Source organism: Methylobacterium carpenticola, assembly GCF_042748905.1.
Classification (GTDB): Bacteria; Pseudomonadota; Alphaproteobacteria; order Rhizobiales; family Beijerinckiaceae; genus Methylobacterium; species Methylobacterium carpenticola.
Genome location: NZ_JBHZEO010000001.1, coordinates 418,279 through 433,797 on the forward strand (window position 1 = coordinate 418,279; position 15,519 = coordinate 433,797).

11 protein-coding genes are annotated in these 15,519 nt (G+C 71.3%); 2 read left to right on the forward strand and 9 right to left on the reverse strand.

Going from position 1 to position 15,519, the window contains the following annotated elements; genetic code table 11:
• The first annotated feature begins 153 nt into the window (after nt 1-153).
• Both ACE101_RS02055 and ACE101_RS02060 read left to right on the forward strand, forming a co-directional pair.
• Nucleotides 154-2,490, forward strand: a complete 2,337-nt coding sequence (locus tag ACE101_RS02055; protein WP_379125873.1) for an oxidoreductase — start codon at nt 154-156, stop codon at nt 2,488-2,490.
• A 448-nt stretch (nt 2,491-2,938) separates the two neighbouring features.
• Nucleotides 2,939-4,315 carry an aminotransferase family protein gene (locus tag ACE101_RS02060; protein WP_379125874.1) on the forward strand — a complete coding sequence of 459 codons (1,377 nt, stop codon included), beginning with the start codon at nt 2,939-2,941 and terminating at the stop codon, nt 4,313-4,315.
• Between the two features lie 347 nt (nt 4,316-4,662).
• On the opposite strand, the gene ACE101_RS02065 is transcribed toward ACE101_RS02060, so the two are convergent.
• From ACE101_RS02065 to ACE101_RS02105, 9 genes are all read right to left on the reverse strand, one after another.
• Nucleotides 4,663-6,270: a GMC family oxidoreductase gene (locus tag ACE101_RS02065; protein WP_379125875.1), complete on the reverse strand. Its 1,608-nt coding sequence runs from the start codon at nt 6,268-6,270 to the stop codon at nt 4,663-4,665.
• 4 nt (nt 6,271-6,274) lie between these two features.
• Nucleotides 6,275-7,066: a shikimate dehydrogenase family protein gene (locus ACE101_RS02070; protein WP_379125876.1), complete on the reverse strand. Its 792-nt coding sequence runs from the start codon at nt 7,064-7,066 to the stop codon at nt 6,275-6,277.
• A gap of 10 nt (nt 7,067-7,076) precedes the next feature.
• Nucleotides 7,077-7,883 carry a 3-oxoacyl-ACP reductase FabG gene (gene fabG, locus ACE101_RS02075; protein WP_379125877.1) on the reverse strand — a complete coding sequence of 269 codons (807 nt, stop codon included), beginning with the start codon at nt 7,881-7,883 and terminating at the stop codon, nt 7,077-7,079.
• Nucleotide 7,884: 1 nt separating this feature from the next.
• Nucleotides 7,885-8,589 carry an ABC transporter ATP-binding protein gene (locus ACE101_RS02080; RefSeq protein ID WP_379125878.1) on the reverse strand — a complete coding sequence of 235 codons (705 nt, stop codon included), beginning with the start codon at nt 8,587-8,589 and terminating at the stop codon, nt 7,885-7,887.
• On the reverse strand, nt 8,576-10,381 hold the full coding sequence (locus ACE101_RS02085) for a branched-chain amino acid ABC transporter ATP-binding protein/permease (protein ID WP_379125879.1): 1,806 nt from the start codon (nt 10,379-10,381) through the stop codon (nt 8,576-8,578). The genes ACE101_RS02080 and ACE101_RS02085 overlap by 14 nt, the downstream gene beginning before the upstream one ends.
• Before the next feature lie 14 nt (nt 10,382-10,395).
• The gene (locus ACE101_RS02090) at nt 10,396-11,283 is read right to left on the reverse strand and encodes a branched-chain amino acid ABC transporter permease (RefSeq protein WP_379125880.1); all 888 of its coding nucleotides are present in this window, start codon (nt 11,281-11,283) and stop codon (nt 10,396-10,398) included.
• 79 nt (nt 11,284-11,362) lie between these two features.
• A complete protein-coding gene (locus ACE101_RS02095; RefSeq protein WP_379125881.1) occupies nt 11,363-12,565 on the reverse strand; it encodes an ABC transporter substrate-binding protein in 1,203 nt (400 codons plus the stop codon).
• A 101-nt stretch (nt 12,566-12,666) separates the two neighbouring features.
• Entirely contained in the window at nt 12,667-14,412 is a 1,746-nt protein-coding gene (locus ACE101_RS02100; protein ID WP_379125882.1) for an acetolactate synthase catalytic subunit, read from the reverse strand.
• A gap of 40 nt (nt 14,413-14,452) precedes the next feature.
• Nucleotides 14,453-15,502 (reverse strand): zinc-dependent alcohol dehydrogenase, encoded by a 1,050-nt coding sequence (locus tag ACE101_RS02105; protein ID WP_379125883.1) that lies wholly within the window; start codon nt 15,500-15,502, stop codon nt 14,453-14,455.
• Nucleotides 15,503-15,519 lie beyond the last annotated feature (17 nt).

The window sequence follows — 15,519 nt, forward strand, 5'->3', positions numbered from 1 at the left end:
CCTGACGCAACCTGGAGCCTCCGCGACGGACGCGGGGGGCTCGAACGCAATGCTTTAGGCTTAAAGCATCTTGCCGCCGGCGACAAGATGCTTTAAGCCTGAAACATCACCCCGGGCGGGCGCCGCAGCGCCGTGAGCCAAGGAGCGGGCGCGATGCCGAAGTCGATTGCGGTGGTCGGAGGCGGCCCTGCCGGGCTCTACTTGTCGCTCCTCGTCAAGAAGCGCTTTCCCGAGACGGCGATCACGGTCTACGAGCGCAATCGGGCCGACGACACCTTCGGATTCGGGGTGGTGTTCTCGGACGCCACGCTCGACATCTTCGAGCGCTACGATCTCCCGAGCTACGAGCGGATCACGCAGGAATTCGCCTACTGGGACGACATCGCCATCCACGTGAAGGGCGAGGTCCACCGCATCGGCGGCAACGGCTTCTGCGGCTGCGCCCGGGGCACGCTGCTCGGCATCCTGCAGGAGCGGGCCCGCGGCCTCGGCGTCGATCTGCGCTTCGGGCAGGAGATCGATGCGGGGGAGATCGAGGCCGATCTCGTCGTGGTGGCGGACGGCATCAACAGCGCCTATCGGCAGCGCCATGCCGATCATTTCGGCACCAGCACCGACCTGCGCCCCAACCGCTTCGCCTGGATGGGCTCCACCAAGCCCCTCGACGCCTTCACGTTCCTGTTCCGCGAGACGGAATGGGGGCCCTTCATCGCCCATGCCTACCAGTACGAGCGGAACCGCTCGACCTGGGTGTTCGAGACCGATCCCGACACCTTCGAGCGGGCCGGGCTGCCGGGGATGGGGGAGGCGGACTCGGCCGCCCTGATGGAGCGGATCTTCGGCGATTTCCTCGACGGCCACCGCATCCTCACCAACCGCTCGATCTGGCGGCAATTCCCGATGATCCGCAACACCCGCTGGGTGCGCGGCAACCGGGTGCTGATCGGCGACGCCAAGGCGACGGCCCACTTCTCGATCGGCTCGGGCACCAAGCTCGCCATGGAGGACGCCATCGCCCTCTACGAGGCGCTGGCGGCGGAGCCGGAGGTGGAGGCGGCCCTCGCCCGCTTCGAGCGCGGCCGGCGCGAGGAGGTCGAGAAGACCCAGCACGCCGCCGACGTGTCGCTGGTCTGGTTCGAGCACGTGGCGCGCTACCTCGATTTCGAGCCGGTGCAGTTCGCCTTCGGGGCGATGACCCGCGCCAAGGCGATCACCTACGACAACCTGCGCCTGCGCGCCCCCGGCTTCGTCGCCGAGGTCGACCGCGCCTTCGCGGAGGGCGTGCGGCGCGAGGGCTTCGACGTCTCCGTGGAGGCACCCGCCGCGCCGATGTTCCAGCCGCTGCGCCTGCGCGAGATGGTTATCGGCAACCGGGTCGCGATGTCGCCGATGTGCATGTACTCGGCGCAGGAGGGCGTGCCGGGCGAGTGGCACCTCGTGCATTACGGCTCGCGGGCGATCGGCGGCCCCGGGCTGATGTTCACGGAAATGACCTGCGTCTCGCGCGAGGCCCGCATCACGCCCGGCTGCGCGGGCCTGTGGACCGACGAGCAGGAGGCGGCCTGGGCCCGCATCGCCGCCTTCGTGCACGCCCATTCGGCGACGAAGATCTGCCTCCAGCTCGGCCATGCGGGCCGGAAGGGCGCGACCAAGCTGATGTGGGAGGGGATGGACCGGCCCCTGGAGCAGGGGGGCTGGGACGTGCTCTCGGCCTCGCCGCTGCCCTACTTCCCCGACGGCCCGGTGCCGCGCGAGGTCACGCGCACCGACATGGACCGGATCGTCGCCGATTTCGCCGCCGCGACCCGGCGGGCCGAGCGGGCGGGCTTCGACATGCTGGAGCTGCACTGCGCCCACGGCTACCTGCTCGCGAGCTTCCTCTCGCCGCTCACGAACCGGCGCACGGATGCCTATGGCGGCAGCGTCGCGAACCGCCTGCGCTTCCCCCTGGAGGTCTTTGCCGCCATGCGCGCGGTCTGGCCGGCCCACAAGCCGATGTCGGTGCGCCTCTCGGCCACCGACTGGGCGGAGGGCGGGCTGACGCCGGAGGATTCGGTCGCCATCGCGGCGGGCTTCCGGGAGGCGGGGGTCGACCTCGTGGACGTCTCGACGGGCCAGACCGTGCGCGGCGCGCGGCCCCTCTACGGCCGGATGTTCCAGACGCCCTTCGCCGAGCGGATCCGCAACGAGGCGAAGACGGCGACGATGTGCGTGGGCAACATCACCACGGCGGATCAGGTCAACACGATCCTGGCGGCGGGCCGGGCCGACATCGTCGCCCTGGGGCGCCCGCACCTCGTCGACCCGTTCTTCACGATGCGGGCGGCCGCCTGGTACGGGGCGCCGGACTTCCCCTGCCCGCCGCAATACGCGCCGGGCCAGGACCAGATCGTGCGCAACGCCGTGCGCGACCGGGCCGACCTCGACGACCTGAAGCGCCGCGGCAAGCCGAAGACCCGGGCGGAGCTGCGGCAGGCCGGAGAGGCGTGACGACGCGAAGGCGCCCCAGGTCCTGGACTTCCCGCGCCTGATACGGTTTCCGGAAGATCACTTTCGGAAACCGTATCACGAGCCCGCGCGGCGCCTGAGCGAGGCCGGTTTCCGCATCGCGAAGCGATCATCCGGAAACCGTATGACGCGTGGAACACGACCGGGGCGAGCGCTGCATGATCGCTGCCGATTTTGCCCGCCCCTTTCCCGGATCCCCGTCCACTGACGCTTCAATCGTCCGGGAAAGGGCGTGTCGGGGCCTGCGAAGGCGGTGGAGCAGGCGTCCCGAGGCCGGCCATCGCCGCAAGGTTGGCATCCCGCGCGATCTGGCCCACCATTCGCTTCCCGAAGCCATCGGGCCGCACGGATGTGGACGGACATCGTCCACGGCGTCTTGCCCCGATCCGTTCCATCGGCCCCGGCCGGGCGCCAACCGAAAGTCCGTCCCTTGACCCTGGTTCCGCAGCCCAACGACCTCCGCCCCGTCATCGAAGCCGACCGCGCGCATGTCTGGCACCACCTGCTCCAGCACAAGGCGCTGGAGACGAGCGACCCGCGCATCATCGTGGAGGGCAAGGGCCTGCGGGTCTGGGACGCGACGGGCCGCGAATTCATCGACGCGGTGTCCGGCGGCGTCTGGACGGTGAATGTCGGCTACGGCCGCGCCTCGATCGCCGATGCGGTCCGCGACCAGCTCCTGCGGATGAACTACTTCGCGCAGGCCGCGGGGTCGGTCCCGGCGGCCCGCTTCGCCGAGGCGCTGCTGGGCAAGATGCCCGGCCTCTCGCGCGTGTATTTCGGCAATTCCGGCTCGGAGGCCAACGAGAAGGTCTTCAAGATGGTGCGCCAGATCGCGCAGCGCCATCACGGCGGCCGCAAGTGGAAGATCCTGTACCGCGAGCGCGACTATCACGGCACCACGATCGGCGCCCTCGCCTCGTCCGGACAGCCCGAGCGGGCGGCGATGTACGGCCCCTATCCGGACGGCTTCGTGATGGTTCCGCACTGCCTCGAATACCGCAAGCAGTGGGACGTGGAGAATTACGGCGAACGGGCGGCCGACGCGATCGAGGAGGTGATCCTGCGCGAGGGGCCCGATTCCATCGGGCTGCTCTGCCTCGAACCGATCACGGCGGGCGGCGGCGTGATCGTCCCGCCGGACGGCTACTGGGAGCGGGTGCAGGAGATCTGCCGGAAATACGACATCCTGCTCCACATCGACGAGGTGGTCTGCGGTCTCGGGCGGACCGGCACGTGGTTCGGCTACCAGAATTTCGGCATCCGGCCGGATTTCGTCACGATGGCGAAGGGCGTCGCCTCCGGCTACGCCGCCATCTCCTGCACGGTGACGACGGAGGCGATCTTCGACCTGTTCAAGGACGCCTCCGACCCGATGGCGCATTTCCGCGACATCTCGACCTTCGGCGGCTGCACGGCCGGCCCGGCTGCGGCGATCGAGAACATGCGCATCATCGAGGCGGAGGATCTGCTGGGCAATTGCCGCGTCATGGGCGAGCGGCTGACGGCGAATCTCGCGGCGCTGAAGGCGAAGCACGCCGTCATCGGCGACGTGCGGGGCAAAGGCCTGTTCCAGGGCGCGGAACTCGTCGCCGACCGGGCGACGAAGGAGCCGGTGGACGAGAAGCGGGCCCAGCGCGTGGTGGCCGAGGCGAGCGCCCGCGGCGTCATCATCGGCATGTCCAACCGCTCGATCCCGGGCTTCAACAACGTCATCTGCCTCGCGCCCGCTCTCGTGGCCACGGCCGACGAGATCGACCGCATCACGGACGCCATCGACGGCGCGCTGACCGCCGTCTTCGGCTGAGCCGGCGGCCGGACGATCCGTTCGTCGCTCAGGCCCGGGAGCCCCTCACGGGAGAGGGGCTCCCGGGCCTGGATCGGAACGCACGGGCCAGATCCGGACGCTCATGAAGGCCGTCGCGGCCCTCATCCGCGGGGTTCGCAGCCGCTGGACAATTCCTGCTGAGGTGCCGCGCGATCGGCGATCACCCTGCATCTCATACGATTTCCGGTTGATTGCTTCGCAATGCGGAAATCGGCTTCGCTCAAGCGCCGCGCGGGCTTGCTGAGACGCAATCCGCTTCGATCAAGCGGATTGCGTATCAGCCGGAGGAGCATTGCGAGTTCCGTCCTCTGCCGCATGCCGAGCGATCACGCCGCCGCGTCGGCCGCGATCAGATCCGCGGCCTTCTCGGCGATCATGAACACCGCGGCCTGGGTGTTGCCCGAGACGATGTCGGGCATGATCGAGGCATCCGCCACCCGCAAGGCCCGCAGGCCGCGCACCCGCAGCGCCGGATCCGTGACGGCGAGCGCGTCGCTTCCCATGCGGCAGGTGCCGCAGATGTGGTAGATCGTCTGGCCGTCCCGGCGGGCGAAGTCGAGCCAGTCGGCATCGGTCCGGCAATCCGGGCCCGGGGCCAGCTCATGGGCGCGGAAGGGATCCATCGGCGCCTGCTCGACGATGTGCCGCGCGATCTTCATGCCCTCGACCATGGCGCGGCGATCCTCCTCGGCCGACAGGAAGTTCGGGCGGATGGCGGGGGGCGCCAGGGGATCGGGCGAGGCGGCGTGGATGGTGCCGCGCGATTGCGGCCGCAGCTGCGTCACCCCGATCGTCATGCCGGGCTGACGGTCGAGCTTGCGCTCGGCGGCGTTGGCGTAGCTCGCATGCATGAAGAAGTACTGGACGTCCGGCCCCGCCAGACCCGGCCGGGTGCGCACGAAGCCGTGGGCGAGGCCGGTGCCGAGGGTCAGGATGCCCCGGCGCGTCGCCCCGTACTGCGCCACCGCGAGCGCGAGGCGCAGGCCCCGCGTCGCCTCGTTCAGCGTCACCGGCAGCTTCACCCGCCAGTTCATCCGGGTGCAGTAATGGTCGATGTAGTTGGCCCCGACCCCCGGCGCGGCGTGGCGCACCGGCACGCCGAGGCCCGCCAGCACCGCCGGATCCCCGATGCCGGAGAGTTCGAGGATCTGCGGCGTCTGCGCGGCGCCCGCCGCCAGGATCACCTCGGCGCGGGCCGCGAACCGGCGCTCCTCGGTCCCGATGCGGGCCACCACCCCCGTGGCGCGGTTCCCCTCGAAGGTCAGCCGCAGCACGTGCGCGTCCGTCCGCACCGCGAGGTTCGGGCGCCGCCGGGCGGGTGCCAGATAGGCATCGGCCGCGCTGACGCGCCGGCCGCCACGCTGGTTCACCTGGTAGTAGCCGAAGCCGTCCTGGCTCCCGGCATTGTAGTCGGGATTGCGCGGGTGGCCCGCGGCCTCGGCCGCCGCGATGAAGGCCTCGGCGATCGCGGGCCGCTCCGCCACCTCGACGATCGGCAGCGGCCCGCCCCGGGCCCGCAGGGGATCGGCCGGCCCGGAAAAGTCCTCGACCTTGCGGAAATAGGGCAGGACGTCCTCGAAGCCCCAGCCGGTGCAGCCGGTCTGCGCCCAGTGATCGTAGTCCTGCGGCTGCCCGCGGACGTAGATCATGCCGTTGATGAGCGTCGAGCCGCCGAGCCCCTTGCCCCGCGGCACCGCGATCACGCGGCCCCCGGTCGCCTCCTCGGGCTGCGTCGTGAAGCGCCAGTTGTAGGCCGGGTTGGTGAGGAGCTTGCTGAACCCGGCGGGAATCGTGATCCAGGGATGGCGCGCGGCCCCGCCCGCCTCCAGCATCAGCACCGCGTGGCGGCCGGAGGCGCTGAGCCGGTTGGCCAGCACGCAGCCCGCCGTGCCGCCACCGACGATGACGTAGTCGAAGGTTTCCGGATCGTGCATCGCCTCAGAGCGCCCCCATGTGCCGCGCCATCAGCACGATCTGGTGTTCCAGCATCGGCCGCCCGCGTTGGATGCGGCAGCCCGCCGCCTCGGCCGCGGCGAGGAGCGGCGTCGTCGCCGGTTCCATGATCGCCTCGGCCACGAAGGGCCGGGACCCGAACAGGGCCGGATCGAGGGGGAGGGGATCGTCCGGCCGCATCCCGAGCGAGGTGCCGTTGACGAGGAGGTCGTGGCCGCCCGCCGCGGGGTCCGTGCCGAGGGAGAGGCCCGGATGGGCGTCGCGCAGGCGCGCGAGCAGCCCCTCCGTGCGGGCCGGGCTGCGGTTGACCACCGTGAGATGGGCGATTCCCGCGCCCGCCAGCGCGAAGGCGATGGCGCTCGCCGCGCCCCCCGCCCCCGCGAGGCAGACCCGCCGCCCGGCGGGATCCTCGCCCGAGGCGCGCAGGGCCGCGACGAAGCCGAGGCCGTCGAGCATGGTGCCGACCATCCGCCCGTCCGGCTCGCGCCGCACGCAATTGACCGCCCCGACGCCGCGCGCGTCGGGCGAGACCTCGTCGCAGAGGTCGAGCATCGCGGTCTTGTGCGGCACGGTGGCGATGAAGCCGCCGAAGTTCTGCATCCGCCGGAGGCCCTCGACGGCGGCGGCGAGGCCCTCCGGCGCCACGTGGAAGGGCACCAGCACGCCCGCGACGCCGGCCCGCGCGAACAGCGCGTTCATCACCTCGGGCGTCTTCACGTGGTAGATCGGGTCGGCCAGGATCCCGTAGACCCGGGTGGTGCCGGTGATCGCGCGCATGCCGTCCCCGTCAGGTCATGTAGAGGCCGCCGGCCACGTCCACGGTCTGGCCCGTGACGAAGCTCGCCTCGGCGGAGGTGAGGTAGAGCGCGAGATCGGCGACCTCCTCGGGCGCGCCGAGCCGGCCCATCGGGGTGAGGCGGGCCTGCTCGTCGTTCACCGCGTTGCCCACCGCCCGCACCATCGGCGTCTCGATGCGGCCCGGCGCGATGGCGTTGACCCGGATGCCGAAGGGCCCGAGCTCCGCCGCGAGGTGCTTGGTGAAGCCGATCAGCGCGGCCTTGGAGGCGGCGTAGTGGCAGGCCACGATCGGCGAGTAGGTCTTGCCGGCCACCGAGGACAGGTTGACGATCCAGCCGCGCCCCGCCTCCCGCATGGCGGGGGAGAGCGCCCGCACGGTGTTGAAGCAGCCCGACAGGTTGACGGCGATCACCCGGTTCCACTCGGCCGGATCCATCTCCCAGACCTTGTGCGCCACGCCGTCGTGCTTGGGCGAGATGCCCGCGTTGTTGACGACCGTGTCGAAGGGGCCGTCCAGGGCGAGCGCCGCCTCGGCGAGGCGCGTCTCGACCTCGGCGTAATCCGCGACGTCGAGGAGGAGGGCCAGGGCCCGCCCGCCCGCCGCCTCGATGGCCTGGACGGTCGCCGCGACGTCGTCCCGGTTGACGTCCGCCACGCCGACGAGGGCGCCGCGGGCGCCGAAGCCCTCGGCGATGGCCCGGCCGATGCCGCGGCCGGCCCCGGTCACCAGCACGCGCCGGCCCGCATGGCTCGGCCGCCGCGCGATCTCCGCGGGGTTGCGCTCTCGTTGCGTCATCTCAGATCCCCAGATAGGCGCGCCGGACATGGTCGTTGGCGAGGAGGGCCTTGGCGGCGTCCCGCAGCACGATCTCGCCGTTCTCCAGCACGTAGCCGCGGTCGGCGACCTGCAGCGTGTGGAAGACGTTCTGCTCCACAATCAGCACGGTGACGCCGGTCTTCACGATCCGGTCCACCACCGCGAAGACCTGGGCGACGATGATCGGGGCGAGCCCCAGCGAGGGCTCGTCGAACATCAGGAGCTTCGGGCGGGCCATCATGCCCCGGGCGATGGCGACCATCTGCTGCTCGCCGCCGGAGAGGGAGCCGGCATTCTGGTCGAGGCGCTCGCGCACCCGCGGGAAGAGGTCGAGCACCTCTTCCAGGGTCTCGGCCTGCCGCGCCCGCGCGGCCCGGCGATAGGCGCCCATCAGCAGGTTCTCGCGGACCGTCATCTCGGGGAAGAGCTGGCGCCCCTCCGGGATCAGGGTCACGCCCCGCTCCACCATCCGGTGCCCGGAGAGCCGCGTGACGTCCTCCCCCTCGAAGGTGATGCGCCCGGCCGTCGGCGTGAGCAGCCCCGCGATGGTGCGCAGCGTGGTGGTCTTGCCCGCCCCGTTCGCCCCGATGATCGTGACCACCTCGCCGGCCCCGATCTCCAGGGAGACGTCGTGCAGGATGGTGGTGGCGCCGTAGCCGGCGTGGACGCCCTCAAGCCTGAGCATGGACGAACTCCTTGCCGAGATAGGCTTCGACGACGGTGGGATCGCGCACCACCTCCTGGGGCTTGCCCTCGGCGATGATCCGCCCGGAATTGAGCACGATCACCCGGTCGGAGAGGGACATCACCGCCTGCATCACGTGCTCGATGGCGATGATGCTGACGCCGCCGTCGCGGATCGACAGCATCAGGTCGATGGCCCGGCGCACGTCCGTCTGGTTGATGCCGGCCATCACCTCGTCGAGGAGGAGCACGCGCGGCTTCATGGCCATCACGCGCGCCACCTCCAGCCGCTTGAAGCCGCCGATGGTGAGCCCGCGCGCCTCCGCGTCGAGCCAGGGGCCGAGACCCATCCGGTGGGCGGTCTCGCGCGCCACCTCCCGGGCCTCGCGCACGTCCGCGTGCCGGTGGAAGGCCCCCACCATGATGTTCTCCTCGACCGTCATCGCCGCGAAGGGCTGGACGATCTGGAAGGTGCGGCCGACCCCGAGCCCGGCGAAATCCGCCGGGCTGAGCGGCGCGTGCCAATGCCCGTCCGGCCCGCGCACGCTGACGCGGCCCTCGTCGGGCCGCAGGAAGCCCGAGATCATGTTGAAGACGGTGGTCTTGCCGGCCCCGTTCGGGCCGATCAGGCCGAGGATCTCGCCCTCCCGCAGGGTGAAGCCGACGCCGTTGGTGACGTGCAGGCCGCCGAAATGCTTCTGCAGCCCCTCGACCCGCAGGATGTCCCCGCCGATCGGCGGGCGCTCGGCCGCGGGCGCGGCAGGCGCCGCGGGCACCGCCGCCGCCTGGCCGCCCCGGGCGGGGGCGCGGCCCCGGGCGAGGCGCGAGACCAGCCCCATCAGCCCGTTCGGCATGAACAGGACGACGAGCATCAGGACGAGGCCGTAGACGAGGCCGTGGAGCCCCAGCGCCTTGGCGCCGAGCCAGCCGCGGGCGAGTTCGGTGAGCGGCACGAGGAGCACGGCGCCGAGCAGCGGGCCGAACACCGTGCCGATGCCGCCGATCAGCGCGAACATGGCGATCTGGATCGAGAGCGTCAGCGAGAACACCGCCGCCGGCTCGATGAAGGTGAGGTACATGGCGTGGAAGGTGCCGAGGATCGCGGTGAGGCCCCCCGACAGGGAGACCGCGATCAGACGCACCCGCACCGTGTCGACCCCCGCGGCCTGGGCGGCCGATTGGCGCTCGCGCGTCGCCACGAGGTAGTAGCCGAGGCGGCGCCAGCGCACGAACCACGCCACCGCGAGGCTCGCCAACAGCAGGCCGAAGGCGATGGCGAGCTGCGGCGGGCGCTCGCGGAACACCATCCATTCCCAGCCGAGCTTCAGGGGGATCATCAGTCCGGTCGCCCCGCCCGTCACCTCGCGGAAATGCAGGGCGAGGACGCGGAACACCTCCAGGAAGGCGATGGTGGCGAGCGAGAAGAACGGGCCGCGCAGGCGGAAGCACGGATAGCTGATCGCCACCGCGACCAGCACCGCCACGGCGGCGCCCGCGAACATGCCGAGCCAGGGGCTGATCCCCATCCCGGCGAGGATCACCCCGCAATAGGCGCCGATGCCGTAGAAGATGCCGTGGCCGAGCGAGAGCTGCCCGGTGAAGCCGCCGACGATGTTCCAGGCGGTGGAGAGACCCGCGAAGACGCAGATCGTGATGAAGACGTGGTAGACGAAGGCGTTGTCCACCGCGACCGGGATCGCCACCAGGGCGGCGAGCACGAGGACGAGCGCGGCGCTGCGCCCGCGCGGGATGGCGGGGGCTCCGGCGGCGGGAGCGAGCGGGACGTTCGTCATCGGGGAGACCGTCGTCATGGCGAGACGTGCGCGAGCTTGAGGGACGAGCCGAACAGGCCGGAGGGCCGCAGGATCAGGATCAGCAGGAAGACGCCGAACACCGCGATCTCGCGCATGTCCGAGCCGACGTAGAATCCCGCCACGCTGTCGATGAGGCCGATGAGGAGCGAGCCCGCGAAGGCGCCGCCGATGGAGCCGAGGCCCCCCAGCACCACCACCACGAAGGCGGTGAGCACGAAGTAGGTTCCGGTGTTCGGCGAGGTTGGATAGAGCGGCGCCACCAGCACCGCGGCGACGCCCACGCAGGCCGCGCCGATGCCGAAGGTGAGCGCGTAGATCCGCTTCACGTCGATGCCCATCAGCTCGGCCGCCGCGCGGTTCTGCGCCACCGCCCGGATCGCCCGGCCGGTCTGGGTGCGGGCGAGGAAGGCCTGCAACCCGACGACGAGCGCGACGGCGGCGATCAGGATCACCACCTGCCCGGTGAGCACCCGCACCGGGCCGATCTCGATCGGCGCGCGCAGGCCGTGCGGGGGCGTGTTGGCGATGTCCGCCCCGAAGACCAGGAGGGCGAGGTTGATGAGCGCGGTCGAGAGGCCGACCGTGGCGAAGATCTGGATGTGATCGTCGCCCGCCGCCATCAGCGGCTGGATCAGCAGCCTTTGCGTCAGGGCGCCGATGATGAAGAGCACCGGCACCACCACGATCACCGCCACGAACGGGTGCAGGCCGAGCGCGGTGGTGACGAGGTAGGTGCCGTACATCCCGAGCATCAGGAACTCGCCATGGGCGAAGTTCACGACCTTCACGATGCCGAAGATCAGCGTGAGCCCGACGCTCACGATGGCGAACAGGCCGCCGAGCATCAGCCCGTTGGCGATCACCTGCAGGAGGATGTCCATCCGCACCTCGCGACACGGGTCCTGGGGGGCGGCGGGCTACGACCCGCCGCCGGTGAAGCGCTAAGCGTTCCTTGCCGCGTTACTTGCGGAGCTGCATGGTCGAGACGGCGGCCTCGTCCGGATAGACCGTGACGAGCTTGCCGTTCTGCCACTGCATGCCCATCATCGCGGCCCGCTCGTTCTGGTTGTTGGCGCCGAACTTGAAGCCGTAGCCGACCGCCGTCGCGCCCGGCTTGACGTCGATCGCCTTCATCGCCTTGGTGATCGTCTCGGGCGTGAAGCCCTTGGTCTTGTTCAGCTCCTGCAGGATGATCTTGGCGCCGACATAGTTGTTGAGCGAATGACCCGAGCGCGGCCCGCTGTTGTACTTCTTCTTGTAGGCCTCGACGAAGCCCTCGATGCCCGGCGTGTACTTGGTGTTGACGAGGAACTGGGTGAAGTCGGTATCGAGCACGCCCTCGATGACGCCGTGGCCGACGGCGTCGGCGGTGGGCTGCATGGAGTAGCCGCCGCCTCCGCCGATGATCGCGCCCGGCTTGAAGCCCGCCTCGTTGGCCTGCTGCAGGAACAGCACGGAATCGTTCTGGTAGGAGGTCTGGAGCACCACGTCGATGCCGCGCCGCTTCAGGTCGAGGACGAGCGAGGACATGTCGACCGTCGCGGCCGGGTAGGCCTGGGACGTGACGACGTTCAGCTTGGCCGCCGCCGCGTATTTCTTCTGGTGGCCGGCCACCGAGGTGCCGTAGTTCGAATCCTCGTAGATGATCCCGATCTTCAGCTCCTCGGGCTTCTTGCCGAGGCCCGCCGCGACCTTGTTGACGATCATCTCGACCGCGAGCTTGGCCATGTCCTCGGCGGTCGGGTTGGTGCGGTAGAGGAACTTGAGGCCGCGGCCCGTGACCTCGTCGGCGACGGCGCCGAGCTCGAAATACGGCACGCCGGAGAGTTCCGCGACCTGGCTCGCCGCGATGGAGCGCGCCGAGGAATAGGTGCCGAAGACCGCCGCCACCCGCTCGAGGGAGATCAGGCGGCGCGCCTCGCCGATGGCTTGGTTGTTGTCCACGGCGTCGCCGCGCACCAGCACGACCTTCTCGCCCTGCACGCCGCCCGCGGCGTTGATCTCCTCCACCGCGAGTTCGAGGCCCCGGGCGCTCTCCTCGCCGAGGAGCGCGAGCTGGCCGCTGAACGGGTAGAGCGCGCCGAACTTCACCTCCGCCTGCGCCGCCGTGGCGGCGAGCCCGAGCAGGATGGCGGCGACGGACGTGGTCACTGCATGTCTCATGGTCGTCCCTCCGGTTCTCGGGCTGTTGCCGCCCGTCATGACACTCGCGCCTCCCCCCTCTCCCGAGGAGGGAGAGGGGTCCCCGGGTTTCCCGGGCGGCCTCAATAGGCCAGCGCGTCCTTGCCCTCGAAGCTGGTGATCGGCGGGTAGGCCCGCTGGTCGGTCACGACGTCGATCACCGTCAGCCCGTCCGCCGCCAGCGCCGCCTGCAGGGCTCCGGCCAGATCGCCCGGATGCTCGACCCGCACGCCGGCGCAGCCGCAGGCCCGGGCGATGGCCGCATGGTCCACGGCCTCGAAGTCGCAGACATCGGTGAAGTTGCCGAACAGCGAGAGTTCGGCGTGCTTCTGGTAGCCGAGGATCTGGTTGTTGAGGACGACCACGACCACCGGCAGCTTCATGCGCCGGGCCGTCTCCAGCTCCGACCAGACGTGCCCGAAGCCGCCATCGCCGGTCACGCAGATCACCGGCGCCTCGGGCTTCGCCACCTTGGCCCCGAGGGCGAAGGGCAGGCCCCAGCCGAGGCCCGCGATGCCGCGGGGCGTCAGGAAGCGCTGGCCGGCCCGGCGGGCGGTGAGGAAGTTCGCGATCCAGATCGAGGCATAGCTCGCATCCGCGACCGCGATCGCGTCGGGCGTGAGCACGGCGTCGATCTCGGCCATGATCCGCTCGGGCCGGATCGGCACCGCGTCGCGGTCGACGAGGCGGGCCATGTCCTCCCCGTGGCGCACGCGCGCATCGGCGATCTCGCCTTCGAGCGCCGCGCGGCGGTCCTGCGAGCCCGGCAGGCCGCTGGCGCCGAGCGCCTGGGTGAGCGCCGCCAGCGTCAGCTTGGCATCGCCCGCGAGCCGCAGGGCCTCGTAGTTGCGGCCGATCTCGGCCCCGTCCACGTCGACATGCACGTAGCGGGCGTTGCGCGGGTAGAGCGACCAGCTGTCGGTGCCGTTCTGGTTCGCCCGGTTGCCGACGAGGACGACGACATCGGCCTCGGTGATCACCGCGCGCAGGTGGCTGGACCGGCCGCGGGGCGCCATGAAGTAGCCGACGACGCCGAGGGAGAGCGGATGCGTCTCGTCCACCGCGCCCTTGCCCATCACGGTGGTGCCCACCGGCAGGCCGAGCGCCTGGAGCGCGGCGAGTTCGGCGCTGGCGCCGGAGGAATGGACGCCGCCGCCCGCGATCACCACCGGGCGCTTCGCCCCCGCGATCAGGGCGGCGGCCTCCGCCACGCGGGCCGGATCCGCCACCGTGCGGTCGAGCGGGTAGGTGCCGAGGCTCGCCGCGCGGCGCGGCGCCACGGCGTCGATCTCGGCCCGCTCGTCCAGGATGTCGAGGGGCACGAGCAGCACCGCCGGCCCCGGCCGGCCGGAGGCCGCCGCCGCGAAGGCCATGTCGACGTAATCGTCGATCCGGGCCGGATCGCCGATGCGCCGCACCCACTTCGCGACCCCCGAGAACAGGGCGAAATGGTCGAGTTCCTGGAAGGCGTTCTTGTCGGTGAAGCGGCGGTGGACGTCCTGCACGATGGCGACGACCGGGATCGAGGCCTTGAGCGCCTCGGCGAGGCCGGGCACGAGCAGGGTCGCGGCCGGGCCGTTCTGGGCGGCCACCACGCCGACCCGGCCGGAGATCCGCGCGAAGGCGTCCGCCATCGCCGCGCCGGCATTCTCGGTGCGGTAGCCGATCTGCCGGATGCCGTAATGCGGGGCGGCGAGGAACAGGGCCGAGGGGATGCTCTGGCCGAAGACCTCGCGCACGCCGTGGCGCTGCAGGGCGGCGGCGAGCGCGTCGGCCCCGGTCATGTTGCCTCCCGCTGGCGCGGAGGCGGATCTCACCGCGATGGTCATGCTGGCGTCCTTTCCCCGATTGCGGCTTGCTTCGATGCCGTCACGCCGCGTCGTCCTTGCCCTGCGGCAGCAGCATCACCTTGACGGCCGCGCGGCTGCGCGCGAGGTCGAAGGCTTCGACCGCCTCGGTCAGCGGGCGGCGATGGGTGATGAGTGCGGCGAGCCGGTCGGCCCGCAGCGCGAGGAGGCGGATGGCCTCGTCCAGGGCCTGCGGCGTCGTGTCGTGCGCGGCACGCAGCTGCTTCTTGGCCCGGACGAAGGCCGTGAGATCGAGGGCGAGGGGGGCGGAATGGATCCCGGCCACCACCATGACGCCGCCCGGGCGCAGGACGGCGAGGCCGTCCGCGACGGAGCGCGCGACGCCCGTGGCTTCGAGGCCGCGATCCGCCGGGCCGCCGAGGATCCGCCCGACCGCCGCCTCCAGGCTCTCCCCGCGCAGGTCGACCGTGTGGGCGATGCCCATCCGGTGCGCCGTCGCGAGGCGCAAGTCGTCGTCGAGGCCGGCGAGGAGAACCCGCGCCCCGCGCTCCTGCGCCACGAAGGCGATGGCGAGCCCGATCGGCCCCGGGCCGAGCACGACCACGCGCTCGCCCGCCGCCACCTCGGCCACGTCGACCGCGTTCACCGCGATGGAGAGCGGCTCGGCCAGGGCGGCGATCTCGAAGGGCAGGCCCGCCGGAACCGGGCGGCAGTTGCGGGACGGCACGGCGACCCGGGCGGCGAAGCCCCCATCCGTGTGGAGGCCGATGATCGAGCGGCGCGCGCAGAGCTGGGGCCGGCCGGCGCGGCAGGATTCGCAGGCGCCGCAGGTCACGGTCGGCCAGCAGGTCACCGCATCGCCGGGCGCGACGTCCGTCACGCCGTCCCCCACCGCCCGCACCGTGCCGGCGAATTCGTGGCCGAGCGTCACCGGCATCGCCTCGGCCATGAACTCGTAGCCGGGCGTCCATTCGTAGGCGTGGAGGTCGCTGCCGCAGATCCCGGCCGCCGCGACGTCGATGGTCACGAAGCCGGGCGCGGGTTGTGTCGGGCCCTCGACCTCCACGAGATCGAGCCCGAACGCGGCGGCGGTCTTGCGCAGCGCGAGCATGGTCCTCCCCGGGTGCG

Bases quoted from the DNA above. Each gene is read 5' to 3' on its own strand.
- ACE101_RS02055 (WP_379125873.1), top strand. From the start codon at position 154: ATGCCGAAGTCGATTGCGGTGGTCGGAGGCGGCCCTGCCGGGCTCTAC.
- ACE101_RS02065 (WP_379125875.1), bottom strand. From the start codon at position 6,270: ATGCACGATCCGGAAACCTTCGACTACGTCATCGTCGGTGGCGGCACG.
- ACE101_RS02070 (WP_379125876.1), bottom strand. From the start codon at position 7,066: ATGCGCGCGATCACCGGCACCACCCGGGTCTACGGGATCCTGGCCGAC.
- fabG (WP_379125877.1), bottom strand. From the start codon at position 7,883: ATGACGCAACGAGAGCGCAACCCCGCGGAGATCGCGCGGCGGCCGAGC.
- ACE101_RS02080 (WP_379125878.1), bottom strand. From the start codon at position 8,589: ATGCTCAGGCTTGAGGGCGTCCACGCCGGCTACGGCGCCACCACCATC.
- ACE101_RS02085 (WP_379125879.1), bottom strand. From the start codon at position 10,381: ATGACGAACGTCCCGCTCGCTCCCGCCGCCGGAGCCCCCGCCATCCCG.
- ACE101_RS02090 (WP_379125880.1), bottom strand. From the start codon at position 11,283: ATGGACATCCTCCTGCAGGTGATCGCCAACGGGCTGATGCTCGGCGGC.
- ACE101_RS02095 (WP_379125881.1), bottom strand. From the start codon at position 12,565: ATGAGACATGCAGTGACCACGTCCGTCGCCGCCATCCTGCTCGGGCTC.
- ACE101_RS02100 (WP_379125882.1), bottom strand. From the start codon at position 14,412: ATGACCATCGCGGTGAGATCCGCCTCCGCGCCAGCGGGAGGCAACATG.
- ACE101_RS02105 (WP_379125883.1), bottom strand. From the start codon at position 15,502: ATGCTCGCGCTGCGCAAGACCGCCGCCGCGTTCGGGCTCGATCTCGTG.